Origin of the sequence: Aliiroseovarius crassostreae (assembly GCF_001307765.1) — a bacterium.
Classification (GTDB): domain Bacteria; phylum Pseudomonadota; class Alphaproteobacteria; order Rhodobacterales; family Rhodobacteraceae; genus Aliiroseovarius; species Aliiroseovarius crassostreae.
Map to the genome: position 1 here is coordinate 1 of NZ_LKBA01000011.1, position 16,570 is coordinate 16,570.

13 protein-coding genes and 2 pseudogenes are annotated in these 16,570 nt (G+C 58.5%); 9 read left to right on the forward strand and 6 right to left on the reverse strand.

The window, feature by feature from the left end:
* A partial coding sequence (locus AKJ29_RS11945; protein WP_055191203.1) for an IS6 family transposase occupies positions 1 to 639 on the forward strand: 639 nt, incomplete at its 5' end.
* A gap of 53 nt (positions 640 to 692) precedes the next feature.
* On the opposite strand, the pseudogene AKJ29_RS20080 reads toward AKJ29_RS11945, so the two are convergent.
* From AKJ29_RS20080 to AKJ29_RS11965, 4 genes and pseudogenes are all read right to left on the reverse strand, one after another.
* A pseudogene (locus tag AKJ29_RS20080) lies at positions 693 to 863 on the reverse strand (IS21 family transposase); the annotation flags it as partial.
* 263 nt (positions 864 to 1,126) lie between these two features.
* The gene (locus tag AKJ29_RS11955; RefSeq protein ID WP_055191207.1) at positions 1,127 to 1,333 is read right to left on the reverse strand and encodes a hypothetical protein; all 207 of its coding nucleotides are present in this window, start codon (positions 1,331 to 1,333) and stop codon (positions 1,127 to 1,129) included.
* Between the two features lie 14 nt (positions 1,334 to 1,347).
* Positions 1,348 to 1,902, reverse strand: coding sequence for an ActR/PrrA/RegA family redox response regulator transcription factor (locus AKJ29_RS11960; protein ID WP_055191208.1), 555 nt, complete (start codon positions 1,900 to 1,902; stop codon positions 1,348 to 1,350).
* Between the two features lie 110 nt (positions 1,903 to 2,012).
* A complete protein-coding gene (locus AKJ29_RS11965) occupies positions 2,013 to 2,633 on the reverse strand; it encodes an SCO family protein (protein WP_055191210.1) in 621 nt (206 codons plus the stop codon).
* 185 nt (positions 2,634 to 2,818) lie between these two features.
* Between AKJ29_RS11965 and regB the strand changes: the two genes are divergently transcribed.
* The 8 genes from regB (at position 2,819) to trxA (ending at position 14,812) form a co-directional block, all read left to right on the forward strand.
* Positions 2,819 to 4,204, forward strand: coding sequence for a sensor histidine kinase RegB (regB, locus tag AKJ29_RS11970; RefSeq protein ID WP_055191212.1), 1,386 nt, complete (start codon positions 2,819 to 2,821; stop codon positions 4,202 to 4,204).
* A 109-nt stretch (positions 4,205 to 4,313) separates the two neighbouring features.
* Positions 4,314 to 5,915, forward strand: a complete 1,602-nt coding sequence (locus tag AKJ29_RS11975) for a PAS-domain containing protein (protein ID WP_074963784.1) — start codon at positions 4,314 to 4,316, stop codon at positions 5,913 to 5,915.
* A 77-nt stretch (positions 5,916 to 5,992) separates the two neighbouring features.
* On the forward strand, positions 5,993 to 6,478 hold the full coding sequence (gene tsaE, locus AKJ29_RS11980; protein ID WP_055191216.1) for a tRNA (adenosine(37)-N6)-threonylcarbamoyltransferase complex ATPase subunit type 1 TsaE: 486 nt from the start codon (positions 5,993 to 5,995) through the stop codon (positions 6,476 to 6,478).
* Entirely contained in the window at positions 6,475 to 7,482 is a 1,008-nt protein-coding gene (locus AKJ29_RS11985; RefSeq protein ID WP_055191218.1) for an aminoglycoside phosphotransferase family protein, read from the forward strand. The genes tsaE and AKJ29_RS11985 overlap by 4 nt, the downstream gene beginning before the upstream one ends.
* Positions 7,464 to 8,144, forward strand: a complete 681-nt coding sequence (locus AKJ29_RS11990) for a nucleotidyltransferase family protein (protein WP_055191219.1) — start codon at positions 7,464 to 7,466, stop codon at positions 8,142 to 8,144. Before AKJ29_RS11985 ends, AKJ29_RS11990 begins: the two co-directional genes overlap by 19 nt.
* The gene (gene addB, locus AKJ29_RS11995) at positions 8,137 to 11,085 is read left to right on the forward strand and encodes a double-strand break repair protein AddB (protein WP_055191221.1); all 2,949 of its coding nucleotides are present in this window, start codon (positions 8,137 to 8,139) and stop codon (positions 11,083 to 11,085) included. The genes AKJ29_RS11990 and addB overlap by 8 nt, the downstream gene beginning before the upstream one ends.
* Positions 11,085 to 14,456, forward strand: a complete 3,372-nt coding sequence (gene addA, locus AKJ29_RS12000; protein ID WP_055191223.1) for a double-strand break repair helicase AddA — start codon at positions 11,085 to 11,087, stop codon at positions 14,454 to 14,456. The genes addB and addA overlap by 1 nt, the downstream gene beginning before the upstream one ends.
* 35 nt (positions 14,457 to 14,491) lie before the next feature.
* Positions 14,492 to 14,812: a thioredoxin gene (trxA, locus tag AKJ29_RS12005; RefSeq protein ID WP_055191225.1), complete on the forward strand. Its 321-nt coding sequence runs from the start codon at positions 14,492 to 14,494 to the stop codon at positions 14,810 to 14,812.
* A gap of 57 nt (positions 14,813 to 14,869) precedes the next feature.
* Here trxA and AKJ29_RS12010 read toward each other — a convergent pair whose 3' ends face one another.
* Together AKJ29_RS12010 and AKJ29_RS12020 are read right to left on the reverse strand one after the other, a co-directional pair.
* Complete coding sequence (locus tag AKJ29_RS12010) at positions 14,870 to 15,724, reverse strand: bile acid:sodium symporter family protein (protein ID WP_055191227.1); 855 nt, start codon at positions 15,722 to 15,724, stop codon at positions 14,870 to 14,872.
* Positions 15,725 to 16,031: 307 nt separating this feature from the next.
* Positions 16,032 to 16,539, reverse strand: a pseudogene (locus AKJ29_RS12020) (IS5 family transposase); the annotation flags it as partial.
* Between the last annotated feature and the right edge of the window lie 31 nt (positions 16,540 to 16,570).

The following is a 16,570-nucleotide window of genomic DNA, read 5'->3' on the forward strand; positions in this document are numbered from 1 at the left end:
CGGGTTGATCATTCGACCATTTACCGCTGGGTGCAACGATATGCCCCGGACATGGAACGGCGGATGCGCTGGCAGTGGCGGCGGCCGATGTCGGATAGCTGGCGCGTTGACGAGACGTATATCAAGGTGCGCGGCAAGTGGACATATCTGTACCGGGCGGTCGATAAGCTGGGCAACACGATCGACTTTTATTTGTCCTCGACACGCAATGCCAAAGCCGCCAAATGCTTTCTGGGCAAGGCTATTCGTGCCTGCAAAGGTTGGGAAAAACCGTCCAAAATCAACACCGACAAGGCTGGATGCTACACCCAGGCGATCCGCGAATTGAAGAAAGAGGGTAAGTGCCCAAAGGACGTCGAACACCGCCAGGTCAAGTATCTGAACAACGTCATCGAGGCCGATCACGGTAAGCTCAAGCAGCTGATCAAGCCGGTCCGGGGCTTCAAAACGATGAAAACCGCCTACGCCACGATCAAGGGATTTGAAGTGATGCGCGCATTGCGAAAAGGCCAGGGCCGCGCCTTCAACCTGACCCGCGATCCCATCGGCGAAAAACGCATGATCGAACGCGCCTTCGGTGTCGGACCATGTGTTATGTCAGAGACCATGACCTGGCTCGAACAGCAACTCGCAGCCTGACTCCGTCCAGCGAGAGGGTCATTGCGGCTCAATAAAATGTTTGCAACAGAGCCCTCAAAGATGCGCTTTGCCGTATGGCGTTGCTTGCGCGGCCGGGTTTTATCCTCGGCCAGCCACTGATCTATCTGGCCCGTGAACGCATCCAGCGCCGTCCGCCTGATCGGTGCCGTTCGCCGATATCCGGGTGGCTCCGAATAGGCCCACATCTGAGCGACACTGTCCCGGCACGATCAGCTCTTCCACCTCGGTCGGATCCGAAACAATCCTGATCTCCTTGCGAATGCCAAGCAGATCGAAGAAATCGACCTGAAACCCAACCATTTTTGATTTGTTGTGGGGGCGTTTGGGGATGAAGATGATCCCTTCGATCTCATCATCTAGCTCGTGATAAGGCCAGAGACGACCGGTGCTTTCGACCAGAAAATGGCGAAAATACATCCACACCACACCGCCCCAGAGCCACTTGCCCTTGCGCTTTTCCTTGGGTTCAGCTGGCGTGAGTTCTTCGGTCAGCGGGCGATAACGCCGCCACAGGCCCCCTCGGCGACATACTGCCCCCGGCTTCAATAATACCTGCGTTCTGGACAAAATTGCTTTCGGTCGCCGGCAGGATCATGGCCTTTTCAACGCGGCGAATATCGACCGACCAGCCCCCATCGGGCATGGGCGGCTTCAGTTCAGATTTGCTGCCCATGGACCCTCATATCTTTACTTTGGACTACGCTTTGCAAGTATTCTTTGTAGCGTTCTGCGGTGCATATTCAAACGCCGTGCGGTTTCAGAAACGTTACGATCGCAAAGTTCATAGACCCGCTGGATATGTTCCCAGCGCACCCGGTCGGCCGACATCGGGTTTTCCGGCGGCGGCGGCAGCTCGTCTGATTTTGCCAAAAGCGCATTGGTGATGTCATTGGCATCCGCCGGTTTCGACAGGTAATCCGTGGCTCCCAGCTTGACCGCAGCCACGGCGGTGGCAATCGCACCATATCCGGTCAGAACCACCACCCGTGCATCCGGGCGTTTCTCGCGGATCACCTCGACCACGTCCAGACCATTGCCATCCTCAAGCCGAAGATCCACCACCGCATAGGCCGGGGGACGGGCGGATGCGATGGCCTTGCCAGCCGTGACCGAGCCCGCCATCTCCGGCTCAAACCCGCGTTTTTCCATCGCACGCGCCAGCCGACGCAGGAATGGTTCGTCATCGTCGACCAAAAGCAGCGACTTGTCTTCGCCAATTTCGTAAAGGTCCTGCTCTGACATGGCACCCTCCCTCGGGTCGCTTGCAATCACATGAATTTATGTAGGGGTTTGCTCCGCCGGGGTCAAACTCTCCGCAGCGTTATCAGACATGCCGTCAGCGCAATCATCCGTTATTTGGCAGCATCAATGAAACAAGACACCCGTTTTGCCATGTCCTGAGCGGTGTCGTCGCGTTTGAAAAACTCCAAAAAACCATCTTCAGGCGTGACCAGATAGGTGAAGGTTGAGTGGTCCACCAGATAGTATTCCGGATCCCCATCCTGTTTGCGGTAATAAGTCTTGTAAGCCTGGCTTGCCGCTTTGATCTGTTCGGGCGTTCCGGTCAGACCAATCATGTCGGGATGAAGGTAATCCGTGAAATCACGCACCTCTTCCACGCCATCACGCTCCGGATCAATCGAGATGAAGGCCATCTGCGCATCATACCCTTCGGCCTGCAGAAAATCGAGCGCCTCTGCATTGCGGGCATTGTCCAGCGGGCAGACATCCGGACAGAACGTATAGCCGAAATAAACCAGCGTCGGCTTGGTAATCACATCCTTGTCGGTCACCGATTTGCCGTTTTCATCGGTCAGCTCAAACGGCCCCCCGATCGACGCAACCCCGGTGCCCACAGCCGAGGCACGACATTGCGCAAACTTGTCCTCGCCCGCCCCGCTGGTCACATACCAAGTTGCCCCCAAAAGAGCGGCCACGGTCACAGCGGCCCCCACTGCATAAACGCGCATCATCGGCCTTCTCCTATCTGCCTGTTCTGTCCCAATCGGCTCGTCACCCCATGCCCCGAAACCGGAAAGCTTCCCCTCCCGTATCAGATTGCACATTTCAGATACAACACCACATAAAAACGCTTTAACAAGAGTGCAGGATGCCGCAACCCCTTGCCGCAGCAAATTTAAGACAGGAGCACCCGCACATGTCTGGCCCCTCTCAAACTCCGGGAGTCGCCCCTGTCGGTGGGCAATGGGTTCGCCTGCGCACGCTGATTGTCCTGCGCTGGGCCGCCATTCTGGGGCAGATCGTCGCCATCGTGGTGGCGATCCGGTTTTTCTCACTCGACATCAATCTGCTGCTGGTCGGGATTGCGATCAGCATGGGGGCCTCGGCCAATCTGGTTGCGTTGGCCTTCTACCCCCGCAATGCCAGGCTGAACGAACAGCAGGCCACACTCTGGCTATTGTTCGACACGTTGCAACTGGCCTTCATGGTGTTCCTGACCGGCGGGCTTCACAATCCGTTCATGGTGCTGATCGTGGCCCCGGTGACGGTGGCCGCAACTGCTCTGTCAACACGTTCGACCATGGTTGTGGGGGGGGCTGCGGTGGCGGCGACAACCATCGTGGCCGATTTCAACCTGCCGCTTCAGACCCAGGCCGGCTTTGCCCTGCGCATGCCCGAGATCTTCGTCTTCGGGCTTTGGGTTGCGGTGGTGGTGTCGATCGGCTTCATCGGGCTTTACACCCGCCGCATCTCCTCAGAAATCAAATCCATGTCCGAGGCATTGCTGGCCGCGCAGATGGCCTTGGCCCGTGAACAGAAACTCACCGATCTGGGCGGGGTTGTCGCCGCCGCTGCCCATGAGCTTGGCACGCCACTGGCCACGATCAAACTGGTTTCCTCCGAACTGGTTGAAGAACTGGACGGCCATCCCGACCTGATCGAGGACGCCCGCCTGATCAATGAACAGACTGACCGGTGCCGGGACATCCTGCGGTCCATGGGGCGTGCAGGCAAAGACGACATGCATATGCGCTTTGTGCCCCTGTCCGCCCTTATCGAGGCCGCCGCCGAGCCGCATATGGACCGCGGCAAGGAGATCAGCATCTCAATCGAAGGGGAGGAAACGGAACAGCCCATTCTGGCCCGCCGCCCCGAGATCATTCACGGGCTGCGTAACCTGATCCAGAACGCGGTGGATTTTGCCTCGACCGCCGTCTGGATCGACCTCAGCTGGACCGACCGCACCATCACAATCCGCGTGATAGATGACGGGCGCGGATATGCCCCGCATTTGATTGACCGGATCGGGGACCCGTTCCTGCGCCGCCGCTCCTCTGACCCGCAGAACCTCCAGCGCAGGGAATATGAGGGCATGGGGCTGGGCCTGTTCATCGCCAAGACCCTTTTGGAACGCACCGGGGCGCGGCTGAGCTTCGCAAACGGGGCAGAGCCCTATACCGGGCGGCCACACCCACGCGAAAAATCCGGGGCCATTGCTCAGGTAAACTGGCGGCGAGACGATTCGGGCCTTGAACAGAAAGAGAACATGCAGGCCCTCGGCGAAAACCAGCAATTCCAATAGCGTAAATTCCTTAGAAAAAAGGGGAACGGCGCCAAGATTAAACGTTCATTAACCTTCCTCCCGCAAGATTTGGACAGGGTTAACAAACCCCGATCTTGGGATGGGAAAAATGCTGAACTCTCTTATGGCCGCCGCAATGGTGCTGACTGCTTTCTGTGTCGCACTCGCCGCTCTCTATGCTCTTACGCTGACCGCCTCCAGGCGACGTAAACCGCTTGGGCAGGTCGCATATACGGAGCGTGATACCGCGATTTTCCTGTTTGACGATCAAAAGGTCATCGACGCAACTGAACGCGGATGGCAGTTGCTCGAGTCCACCGAGCGTCCGGGCAATGCAACGGATTGGCAGCAGATGACATCCCTGTTGCATCGCTACTTCCCTGACCTTGAAACCCGCATGTCCGAACTGGCCGAGTTCGGCGAAGTGGATCTGGCCGCCAAAGATGCCGATTGCCGTCTGCGTGCGCAATGGTGCAACGGGCTGGCCCGGATCGAGTTTGTTGAAGAGGCCCATTCCAAAGGTGTGGACTATCATCGCCTGCACGCCTTGAGCGATGAAGTGGCCTGCCTGCGCTCCACGGCAGACAATCTGCCCTTCCTGATTTGGCGCGAAGACGAAAACCGTGCGATTACCTGGGCAAACCGCCACTATCTGGATCTGGCCGATACTCAGTTTCCGAGCGGGAATGCGAGCTCATGGCCACCCCGCAAACTGTTTGACCGCCCGCAGCCTGCAGAAGAAATCGACCCGGACCAGCCCCGCCGTATCGCGCTGGCGGACGGGCAAAGCGGACAGCGGAAATGGTATGAGCTGCACGAAACCATTCTGGGGAATGAAACCATCGTCACCGCCCTGCCAGTGGACCGGCTTGTCAAAGCCGAAAACAGCCTGTCGGATTTCGTCACCACCCTGACCAAGACATTTGCGCATCTGCCAATTGGGCTGGCCGTGTTTGATCGCAAGCGTCAACTGGCACTGTTCAACCCTGCTTTGACCGATCTCGTCGCCCTGCCGATCGAATTTCTGGTTGGCAAACCCACGCTGTTCAGCTTCCTCGACCATCTGCGCGAAAAGCGGATGATGCCGGAACCAAAAGATTACAAATCCTGGCGTCAGCAAATGTCCGAACTCGAAACAGACGCGGTGAATGGCACCTATGGGGAAACCTGGTCCCTGCCCTCTGGTCAGACCTATCGCGTCACCGGACGCCCTCACCCGGAAGGGGCGGTGGCATTCATGTTCGAAGACATCACTGCCGAAATTTCACTGACCCGCCGGTTCCGGACCGAGCTTGAAATGGGACAGTCAGCACTGGATTGCATCGACGATGCCATCGCCGTGTTTGCCCCCGGCGGTACCCTGGCCATGTCCAACACCGCCTATGCCCGGCTCTGGGGCAATGATCCGGAAACCTCTTTGATGGATGTGACCATTTCGGACGCCTGCATGACCTGGCGCCACAAGTCACGTCCATCAGATATCTGGGACAAAATCCAGATCGCGGTGGCCAACCATGCCAAGCGCGAACCCCTGGACGGAACATGCCACCTGTTGAATGGGCGCGAAGTGACATGCCGCGTGACGCCCATGGCCCGTGGCACCACGATGGTCCGGTTTACGCCCTCTGCCAAGCTGCCAGCCTCTCCGACGCGCAGCCGCACCCTTCAACAAAAACACGGCACGGCACCAAATTCCCGCCCTGCGGTTTGAAACCATAACACCGGGTGAACCGCCCCCTTGGCGCAATCAGGCTTGCACCCGTTGGGGCACAGACCCATAGTCGCGGCATGAGTATTGCCGACCCGATTGATCACCTTTTCGAAAGCGCTGACCACAGCGCCGCCTTTGCGATCCGCCTTGCCCCGATGCTGCACCCGGGGGATGTGATTTTGCTGCAAGGCGGGATTGGAGCGGGCAAGACGCATTTTGCCCGCAGCCTGATCCAGGCCCGGCTTGCCGCCATTGGCATGTGCGAGGATATCCCCTCGCCCACCTTCACATTGGTTCAGACCTATGAGGACGACAGGACCGAGATCTGGCACGCAGATCTTTACCGCCTCACCCACCCGGATGAGGTTGATGAGCTTGGTCTGATCGACGCTTTTGACGACGCCATTTGCCTGGTGGAATGGCCGGACCGTCTGGGCGATCTGACCCCCGAAGGTGCCTTGCTGATTGACTGGTCCACCACCGATACCGAGGGGGAGCGCCGCGCGCATTTCGCCTGCCCAAGCCCGGAATGGGAAATCCGCATTCGTGAGGCGCTGGCATGACCAGAGAAACCCTCAAAGTGGCCTTCCTGAATGAAAACGGGTTGTCGGCCGCGCCCCGCACGCCTCTGGCTGGGGATGCATCCTCGCGCCGATACGAGCGGGTGACCGATAAGGGCCGTTCTTTGGTGCTGATGGACGATCCCAGTGATACGGGCCAAAGCCTCACGGTGTTTCTTCACATGACCGCCCATCTGCGCCAGCTCAACCTGTCCGCGCCTGAAATCATCGCGGTCGATCTGCCTCACGGGTTCGCGCTGCTTGAAGATCTTGGCGACACGGTTTTTGCCCGAGAAGTCCTGCGAGATCCGACACTTGAATTGCCCCTGTATCTTGCCGCCACAGAGCTGTTTGAACCACTACATCACGGCCCGCTCCCAGAAGGTATCCCCCTTTACGGACCGTCCGAAATGGCCCAGGCCACCGACCTCGCCTTTCTGTGGTATCAGACCGACAAGCAATCGGTCCTGAGCACGGAAGCAAAGGCGGCAATGTCAAATCTGGAAACGCTGCTTCGTCATCTTTCTGCCCCGACCGTGCTGTCGCTGCGGGATTATCACGCCGAGAATTTGCTGTGGTTACCTGATCGCGAAGGGCCTGCACGGGTGGGACTGCTGGACTATCAGGACGCCGTTGCAACCGATCCGATTTATGACCTGGTGTCCTTGATCCGCGATGCCCGACGGGATGTGCATCCCGACATCGCCAATCAATGCCTGTCCCATTTTGCCACCATGAAGGGCATGTCAACCAAGGACACCCGCTTCGCCGCCGCCCTGATCGCCGTGCAGCGCAACCTGCGTATCCTGGGCATATTTGCACGCCTGGCGCGTCAGATGGGAAAACCGGGATATGTCGATCTGATCCCCCGCGTCTGGCGCATGCTGCAGCAAGATCTGGATCATCCTGAATTGTCAGGCCTGAAAACCCAACTGCGCCCGCTGCTCCCTGACCCAACACCCGCATTTCTGACCAGACTGAGATCCCCATGCCCAACGCCATCATGATTTTTGCCGCTGGATTTGGCACACGCATGGGGTCGCTGACCGCGACACGCCCCAAACCGATGATCGAGGTCGCAGGCCGCCCCCTGATTGATCATGCCCTTTCGCTGGCAGAGGGGGCGGGGCTTTCGCGTATGGTGGTCAACGTGCATTACCTGCCAGACCAGCTCATCAATCACCTCAGCTCAAAGAATGTTGCGATTTCAGACGAACGGGACGAGATCCTTGAAACCGGCGGTGGACTGCGCAAGGCACTTCCCCTGCTTGGTCAAGGCCCCGTGGTCACGCTGAACTCTGACGCCGTATGGACCGGCCCCAACCCGATCGACACCCTTCTGAGGGCATGGGACCCCGAAAAGATGGATGCCCTTCTGGCGCTTGTCCCCAAGGAGCGCGCCAAAGGGTATACCCGCCCGGGTAACTTTCTGATGCAAGATGACGGGGGCCTGACGCCGGGGGGCGGGCTGGTCTATACCGGTTGCCAGATCATTCGCACCGAACAGTTTTCTACCCACCCAAAAACCGCCTTCTCCATGTGGGAGATCTGGAACCAGATGTTTGCCAAGGGCCGCGTCTATGGCGCGATCCATACCGGCGGATGGTGCGACGTCGGACATCCAGAGGGCATTGAAATTGCAGAAGAATTATTGACCTCAAATGTTTAACCCTTCAGAGTCCCCCCGCCTGTTTGCCCTTCCCCCTGGCGTTGATTTTCCGAAATCCGTGGTCGAAGGGTTGCTGGAACGCTGCTCCGGGATGCGCCCGGAAGACGTCAGCCGGATCGAGATTTTCGTGAACACGCAACGCATGCAGCGGCGCGTGCGCAAACTGTTTGCCGATGGAGGAGCACGGCTTCTCCCACGGATTAGGGTGCTCGGCGATATCGGGCGCGAGCTTGATATGGCAGGGCTGCCCCCGGCGGTTTCGCCGCTCCGTCGCCGGTTGGAACTGGCCCAACTGGTTGGGCATCTGGTCGAGCAGGAGCCGGATCTGGCCCCTCGCAGCCTGATCTTCGATCTGGCAAACAGCCTGTCCGACCTCATGGACGAGATGCAGGGCGAAGGGGTCAGCCCGGACAAGGTGCACGCCCTCGACGTATCCGACCAATCAGGGCACTGGCAACGCGCGTTGAAATTTGTGTCGCTGGTTGAACATTTTCTGGGCGACACCGCAAAAACCCACCCAGACAAGGAAGGTCGCCAAAGACAGGTGATCGAAGCCCTTGTGGCACAATGGCTGGAAACACCTCCGGGGCATCCTGTGATCATCGCCGGTTCCACCGGGTCACGCGGCGCAACGGCCTTATTGATGCGGGCAGTCGCCAAATTGCCCCAAGGGGCGGTGATCCTGCCGGGGTTCGACTTCGACATGCCCGCCTCGGCCTGGGCGCAGCTGGATGATGCGTTGCTTGGCGAAGATCACCCACAATATCGTTTTGCATCCCTCTTGCAGTCGCTGGACATGTCCGCAGAAGAGGTGCGCTCATGGTCTGCAACTCCTCCACCGAACCCCACGCGAAACCGGCTCCTGTCCCTTGCGCTGCGCCCCGCACCGGTGACCGATCAGTGGCAGATAGAAGGACCCCGTTTTGGGGATGTTCAAACGGCCACACGCGACCTGACCCTGATCGAGGCCCGATCTCCCCGACATGAAGCCCTTTCCATTGCATTGGTTATCCGCGAAGCCGTCGAGCGTGACGACCCCATCGCCCTGATCACACCGGATCGCAATCTGACCCGGCAGGTGACAGCTGCGCTGGACCGTTGGGGCATCGAACCGGATGACAGCGCCGGACGCCCCTTGGCCCTGTCCGCACCAGGGCGCCTGCTGCGCCACGTAGGGGATCTGTTTTTGAAGGAGATCACTGGCGATCTGCTCTTGGCAATTCTCAAACATCCTCTGACCCATAGTGATCAGGATCGTGGCAATCACCTGCGCTGGACCCGAGATCTGGAGCTGGAGGTGTTGCGGCGCGGCTTGCCTTACCCCACACCTGACGCGTTGCTCAACTGGGCCACAAAGCGAGAGGCGGATGAAGACCTGCAGGAATGGGTAGGTTGGATAAATAAGTCTCTACTCCAGCCAATAGACACTAAATCACAGTCACTAGAGGACTGGGTTGACCATCATATCGCTCTTACAGAAACCATTGCATGCGGCCCCAAAGGTGAAGGCTCAGGAGCACTTTGGGAAAAAGCGGCGGGGCGTGAGGCTCTGAAAAAGGTCACTGAACTGCAGGCCGAAGCCCCCTATGGCGGGGACATGTCCGTGCAGGACTATATCAGCCTGTTTGCCAACCTGATGAACCAGGGCGAAGTGCGCGATCCTGTCACCCCGCACAAAGGGGTTATGTTCTGGGGAACGCTGGAGGCAAGGGTGCAGGGCACAAATACCGTGGTGCTGGCCGGGCTGAACGAAGGAAGCTGGCCGGAACCGCCAGCGCCCGACCCGTGGATGAACCGTGTGATGCGCCAACAAGTGGGACTGTTGTTGCCCGAACGCCGGATTGGGCTGTCTGCACATGATTTTCAGCAGGCGGCCGCCGCAGAAACGGTCTATCTCACCCGCGCCTCGCGGAATGAGGAAAGCGAAACAGTGCCGTCCCGCTGGGTCAACCGTTTGGTCAACCTGCTGGAAGGTATGTCGGAAGACGGGGCAAGCGCCCTTGCGGATATGAAGACACGAGGCGCCAAATGGACATCTTGGGCCGAGAAGCTCGACACCAAAACAGACCCTATTTCACCAGAAAAGCGCCCCTCTCCCCGCCCGCCCGTCAGTGCGCGTCCGACCCGGCTTTCCGTTACTCGCATCTCAAAACTGATCCGGGATCCCTATGCAATCTATGCGGAGCAGGTGCTGAAATTACGACCTCTGCGCCCGCTTCACCAACCCCCGGACGCCCCGCTGCGCGGCACGGTTCTTCACAAGATATTCGAGCGGTTCATTTCTGAACGCCCCGAGGACGAACACGAAGACGCTGCCAAACAGCGCCTTCTGGCCGTGGCCGAGATCATACTTTCGCAAGAGGCCCCCTGGCCCGCAACGCGCGCGCTATGGCTTGCCAAGCTCGAACGTGTTGCCGATTGGTTTGTTCAGGAAGAGGCCAAGCGCCGGGAGGTTTCAAAAAACATCGCCAACGAGGTGAAAGGGCAGATTACCCTGGAGGAACTGGGGTTTACCCTCTCCGGCACGGCTGATCGCATTGACCAGAATCTGGACGGGTCACTTAGGATTTATGACTATAAAACCGGCAGCCCCCCCACCGAAAAAGTGCAGAAACACTTTGACAAGCAATTGCTTCTCGAAGCCGTCATGGCGGCTGAGGGTGGGTTTGAAGGCATCGCCGAAACTCCGGTCAGCCACGTTGCTTATATCGGTCTGGGGGCCAAGCCCGGCACCAGTGAAATCCCGCTCAGCCCGCCGGAAATCGAACAGATCCGCGCCGAGTTGGTCACACTTATCAGTGCCTATTACAGCCCAAAACAGGGGTATTTGTCCCGCCGCGCAGTTCAGGAACAGCGTTTTGGCGGCGACTATGACCACCTCGCCCGGTTCGGGGAGTGGGATGACAGCCAGGAAGGCAGTGACGAAGAGGTGAGCCTGTGATGTTCAACGAAGCCACGCAGCGCCAGATTGATGCGGCAGATCCCGGCAGCTCCACCTGGCTGTCCGCCAATGCGGGGTCGGGAAAGACACGCGTGCTGACAGATCGGGTTGCGCGTCTGCTGCTGGATGGGGTCAGCCCGCAGAACATTCTGTGCCTGACCTATACCAAGGCCGCTGCCAGCGAAATGCAGAACCGGCTGTTCAAACGGCTTGGGGAATGGGCGATGAAGGACGATGACGCCCTGCAAAACGCCTTGGCGGAGCTTGGCATCCCCACAGCTGCGCGCGACTTACGCCAGGCCCGCCGACTGTTTGCGCGGGCCATCGAAACCCCTGGCGGTCTGAAAATCCAGACCATCCATGCCTATTGCGCCGGGTTGCTGCGAAAATTCCCGATGGAGGCCGGGGTCTCTCCGCAATTCAAGGAAATGGATGATCGCGCGGCAAAGCTTCTGCGAACGGAAATCATAGACCTCATGGCGCAGGAGCAGCCTGAATTGGTTGCCAATCTTGCCCGCTATTATACCGCCGAAGACTTTGATGGCCTTGCAGGCGACATTACCCATAACCGCTCCCATTTTCTGACAAACATATCTGAAAGCGACATTCGGAAATGGTTCGATATTCCTGCCACCCTTACCGAGCAGCAGGTGCTCTATAGGGCGTTCGCACCCGGAGATGGGTTGGTTCTGGAGCGACTTCTCCCCCTTCTGAACCCGGACAATCGAAATGACGCGGCATCAGCGCGGAAATTGGCCACAATCTTGCCGTTGAAGGCGTCAATTCAGTCTCTCATCCAGCTTGAAACGCTCTTTTTATCAGAAAAGGGCGCGGGGGCCGGGCGCCCGAAAAAGACCTTTCCCAGTGCCGCCGTCAAGAAGGACACTGGCAAGGATCTGATGCCACATCTGGAGCAGATGATGGAACGGGTTGCAGATACAAAACCTCTCAGATCAGGGCTGTATTCGGCGCTGAAAACAACTGCCCTACATCAATTCGCCACCCGGTTTGTTGCTCATTACGAATTGGCCAAACAACAACGCGGCTGGCTTGATTTTGATGATCTGATTGTCAAAGCAGGTGATTTGCTGACCGACCCGGCAGTTGCGGCCTGGATCCTCTACCGGCTGGATGGTGGCATTGACCACATCCTGGTGGATGAAGCGCAGGACACCAGCCCGGCCCAATGGCGCGTGATTGACAACCTGTCACGCGAATTCACCAGCGGTCTGGGCGCACGCGATGACGTCAACCGCACCATTTTCGTGGTCGGAGACCCCAAGCAATCCATCTATTCCTTTCAAGGGGCGCGTCCGGACAAATTTGAAGAGATGCGGGATAATTTCCGCGACAAACTTGGGCAGATCGGAAAGCCGTTTCAGGACCTCCCCATGGAGTTTTCCTTCCGCTCTGCCCCGGCCATTTTGCAATTCGTCGACCATGCCCTGCATGATCAGGGAGGGCTGGGGGATGCATTCAAACACCGCGCTTTTTTCGACAAACCGGGGCGGGTTGACCTGTGGCCGGTGATCGAACCCGTGAAGTTCGAGGAAACCCGCGACTGGTTCGATCCCATCGACAAGCTGGGGGAAGAAGATCACCGCATTCAATTGGCCCGCAAGATTGCCCGTGAAATTAAGAGGATCATAGAAACAGAGTCTCTTCCCGCGGAAAATGGCGAAACCCGGCCGGTTCATGCGGGGGATTTTCTGGTTCTTCTGCGCAAACGCAGCGACCTGTTTCATGAAATCATTCGCGCCTGCAAGCAGGAAGGGTTGCCTATTGCCGGCGCAGATCGGCTGCGTATCGGGGGGGAGCTGGCGGTTAAGGACCTGAAGGCCCTGCTCTCATTTCTTGCCACGCCTGAAGATGATCTGTCCCTGGCCTGTGTGCTGCGCTCACCTCTGGCGGGTCTGAGCGAACAGGACCTGTTCAGGCTGGCCCATCCCCGCGGCAAAAATACCTATCTCTGGCGGGCGCTGCGGGATCAGCGTGAGCACTTTCCGACGCTGGTTCAGATGCTGACAGAGCTGCGGGATGATGCCGACTTTCTGCGCCCATATGAACTGATTGAACGGGTGCTGACGCGGTTCAATGGCCGCAGCAAACTGCTGGCACGTCTGGGGCAGGAGGCCGAGGATGGCATTGATGCGCTGCTTGCACAGGCCCTCGCCTATGAACGTCTGGAAACACCCAGCCTGACCGGTTTTGTGAACTGGCTTGAGGTGGAAGAGGTCACCATCAAGCGCCAGATGGATACTGTGGATCAACAGATCCGCGTGATGACCGTGCATGGATCAAAGGGGTTGGAAGCCCCGATTGTCATTCTTCCCGACCTTGCCCGCAGTCAGTATCGCAACCGGGACGAGCTGGTTGAGCTGGACGGCGGCCACGCGATCTGGAAACCGTCGACGACAGATCGCACAACAGCGGTTGAGGCAGCCTTGGCGCGCGACCGTCAGGCGCAGGAAGAAGAGGCCACACGGCTGCTTTACGTGGCGATGACCCGCGCGGAGCAGTGGCTTATTCTGGCCGCCACCGGGACAATCGGGAAAGCACCAACCGAGTGGTACAATATCGCAACCGAGGCCATGGAGCGCGCGGGCGGCACGATTGTTGATTTGGGCGAGAACAGCTTCCGCAGGTTCGAACTCGGGCACTGGCCTGCCCAAATGACGGCGCAAACAAAACCAGCACCCCAGACCGAAGTGGCAGATGGCTTGCCGAAATGGGCGACGGAATCTGCAAAGCTTCCCACCGAGGAACTGCCTCTGGTCTCGCCTTCCGATCTGGGGGGAGCAAAAGCCATTTTCGACCCTAATCAGGCGGAACTTGACGAAGAAAGTGCCAAGCGGCGCGGCCGGCAAATCCATCTGTTGCTGGAGCATCTGCCGAGTTATGCGCCCTCTCTTTGGGCTGAATACGCCCAAACCCTTCTGTCCGCCGGGGACGACATTGCCCCGCCTGAAGACATGGCGGAAATCCTGAGCGAGGCGCGAGGGGTTTTGACCTCGGCTGAGCTGGCACATATTTTCACACCCGACACCCTTGCCGAGGTTGAGGTGACCGCCCCATTGCCCGGATATGACCGGGTGTTGTTTGGCATTATCGACCGGCTGATCGTGACCGAGCACACCGTCACCGTGATCGATTTCAAGTCAAACCGGGTGGTGCCAGCGTCAGCGGCCGACACGCCCGAAGGGGTATTGCGGCAGATGGCAGCCTATCGGGCAGCGCTTTTGCAGATCTATCCACAGCACAACATTGAGGCCGCGATCCTGTGGACCCATCACGCAAAACTGATGCCGCTTGCCCCCAACTTTCTGGAGGAGGCATATCGGCGCCTTGACGTTGGCGGGGCGGCTCCATAGGTTCAGGGCCAACTCGAATTCTCAGGAGATATGACATGGCTACTGTTGCCGTTACCGACGCCACCTTTGACGCAGAAGTGCGCAATTCCGACATCCCTGTCGTGGTGGATTTCTGGGCTGAATGGTGTGGTCCGTGCAAGCAGATCGGTCCGGCGCTGGAAGAGCTGTCAGCCGAGTATGAAGGCAAGGTGAAAATCGCCAAGGTGAACGTGGACGAAAACCCGAATTCTCCGTCTCAGCTGGGTGTGCGCAGCATTCCGGCCCTGTTCCTGTTCAAGGACGGTCAGGTTGTATCAAACAAAGTGGGCGCCGCGCCGAAGGCCGCGCTGCAATCCTGGATCGACGAAAGCATCTGATCCAGGTTGATGTCACGTGGAAAGCCCCGCAATTTGCGGGGCTTTTTGTTTTGCGGATCAGGCCGGCACGCCTGCCCCTTCTTTTTGTCCCAGATAAATCTGCACCACCGCACTGATATTCATCATCACGGCATAAAGCAGCCCTGGCACCATCAAGGCAGGTTGGGCCAGAACGGAACCGGCAACAAACATGGCCACGGCCACGTTCTGCAACGACGCCTCGACCATGATGGCGCGCGCCTGCGACCAGCCAAGGCTTGCCGCACGGGCCGCCATCGCAGCCAACGCCAGGGCGCCAAGGTTCAGCGCGACCACGGCCATGCCGACTTCGGCCAGATTGTCCTGCATCGGCCCCCAGTTCTGCACGAAGGTTGCCAGAACCATCGCCGCAAAGATTGCTTTGGCCACCGGCTCCAGCACACGGGCAAGACGCGCCTGCCAAACCCGGGAAACGGCCCCCAGCCCCATGCCCAAAAGCATCGGCACAATCGACACTGCCAGCATGGCGCCACTCAGCTTGGCAATACTGGCAATTCCCGAAAATCCAGCCACGTCAAAAAAGGCAAGAACAGCCGGAATAGAGACTGATGCAAGCAGGGTCGTGACAAGTGTCATCCCCGTCGACAGGGCCAGATCAGCGCGGGCCAGGTGGGCAATATAGTTTGAGGTCACACCGCCGGGCGCCGCCGCCACCAACACCAGTCCCGCCTGCATGACGGGGGACAGGCCCAACACCTGGCCAAGCAGATACGCCAGAACAGGTAGGGTCACCATCTGCACCAGCAATCCGATGCTCAGCGCCTTGGGATTTCGAAAGACCACGGCAAAATCGCGCGGGGACAGGCGCAGACCAACCACCAGCATCAAAAGCGCCAACCCCAAAGGCAAAAGTTTCGCCAGCAGTTCCGTCATCACCCATACCTTTCTGTGAACATGTTTCGTTTCACTTTAGGGACAAACTGCGCCCCAATCATAACAAATACCAAGGTTTTCGATGCCCTGAACCGCTAATCAGAAATGGAAACTGGAGACCACAACCCCAAACCGCCGTTCCTTTCTTATCACCAGATCAGCTGGCCTCTCTTGGGCTGAGCCTGCCCGCCTGGCAGATACCTCTCAGGATGATCAACCTGTGCGCCATCGCTATCTGATGGAAGACACCTATGGGAACATCGTCAAGGATGAGGACAAACAGCCTGTCGATATTGCCAACTGGCTGGGCAGTTGCCCCAGTGTAATCACTCACTTGTCCGGTGGTCACGAACAGATCAATGGGGCGCCCCTGGCTGTCACAAATGGCGTGCAGCTTGGTGTTCATGCCGCCCTTGGTCCGCCCTCCCTCTCGGGACATTGCTGCGCAATACCCTGCCGGGCAGTGATCAGGCGCCCACGCCCCCCTTTTTGACGCCCAGACTGGACGCTGTACGATGGGCTTTCAGATAGGTCGCATCAATCATGACGGTCTTTTCTTCGCCGTGATCTGCCGCCAGGCCGACCATCATTTGGGCGAAGATACCTTTGTTGCTCCACCGCTTCCAACGGTTGTACAAAGTCTTGTGTGGCCCGCACGCCTTCGGCGCGTCCCGCCAGCGCAAGCCATTGTAATTGATAAAAATAATCCCGCTCAAGACGCGCCTGTCGTCAACGCGAGGCTTGCCGTGGGATTTCGGAAAGAAGGGCTCCAGACGTGCCATCTGCGCATCGGTCAGCCAGAAGAGATCACACATGTTCACAGCTTGGTTTTTGCATCGTGAAACA

Bases quoted from the DNA above. Each gene is read 5' to 3' on its own strand.
- trxA (WP_055191225.1), top strand. From the start codon at position 14,492: ATGGCTACTGTTGCCGTTACCGACGCCACCTTTGACGCAGAAGTGCGC.
- AKJ29_RS11955 (WP_055191207.1), bottom strand. From the start codon at position 1,333: ATGGGCAGCAAATCTGAACTGAAGCCGCCCATGCCCGATGGGGGCTGG.
- tsaE (WP_055191216.1), top strand. From the start codon at position 5,993: ATGAGTATTGCCGACCCGATTGATCACCTTTTCGAAAGCGCTGACCAC.
- AKJ29_RS11960 (WP_055191208.1), bottom strand. From the start codon at position 1,902: ATGTCAGAGCAGGACCTTTACGAAATTGGCGAAGACAAGTCGCTGCTT.
- AKJ29_RS11965 (WP_055191210.1), bottom strand. From the start codon at position 2,633: ATGATGCGCGTTTATGCAGTGGGGGCCGCTGTGACCGTGGCCGCTCTT.
- AKJ29_RS11985 (WP_055191218.1), top strand. From the start codon at position 6,475: ATGACCAGAGAAACCCTCAAAGTGGCCTTCCTGAATGAAAACGGGTTG.
- AKJ29_RS12010 (WP_055191227.1), bottom strand. From the start codon at position 15,724: ATGACGGAACTGCTGGCGAAACTTTTGCCTTTGGGGTTGGCGCTTTTG.
- AKJ29_RS11990 (WP_055191219.1), top strand. From the start codon at position 7,464: ATGCCCAACGCCATCATGATTTTTGCCGCTGGATTTGGCACACGCATG.
- addB (WP_055191221.1), top strand. From the start codon at position 8,137: ATGTTTAACCCTTCAGAGTCCCCCCGCCTGTTTGCCCTTCCCCCTGGC.
- regB (WP_055191212.1), top strand. From the start codon at position 2,819: ATGTCTGGCCCCTCTCAAACTCCGGGAGTCGCCCCTGTCGGTGGGCAA.
- AKJ29_RS11975 (WP_074963784.1), top strand. From the start codon at position 4,314: ATGCTGAACTCTCTTATGGCCGCCGCAATGGTGCTGACTGCTTTCTGT.
- addA (WP_055191223.1), top strand. From the start codon at position 11,085: ATGTTCAACGAAGCCACGCAGCGCCAGATTGATGCGGCAGATCCCGGC.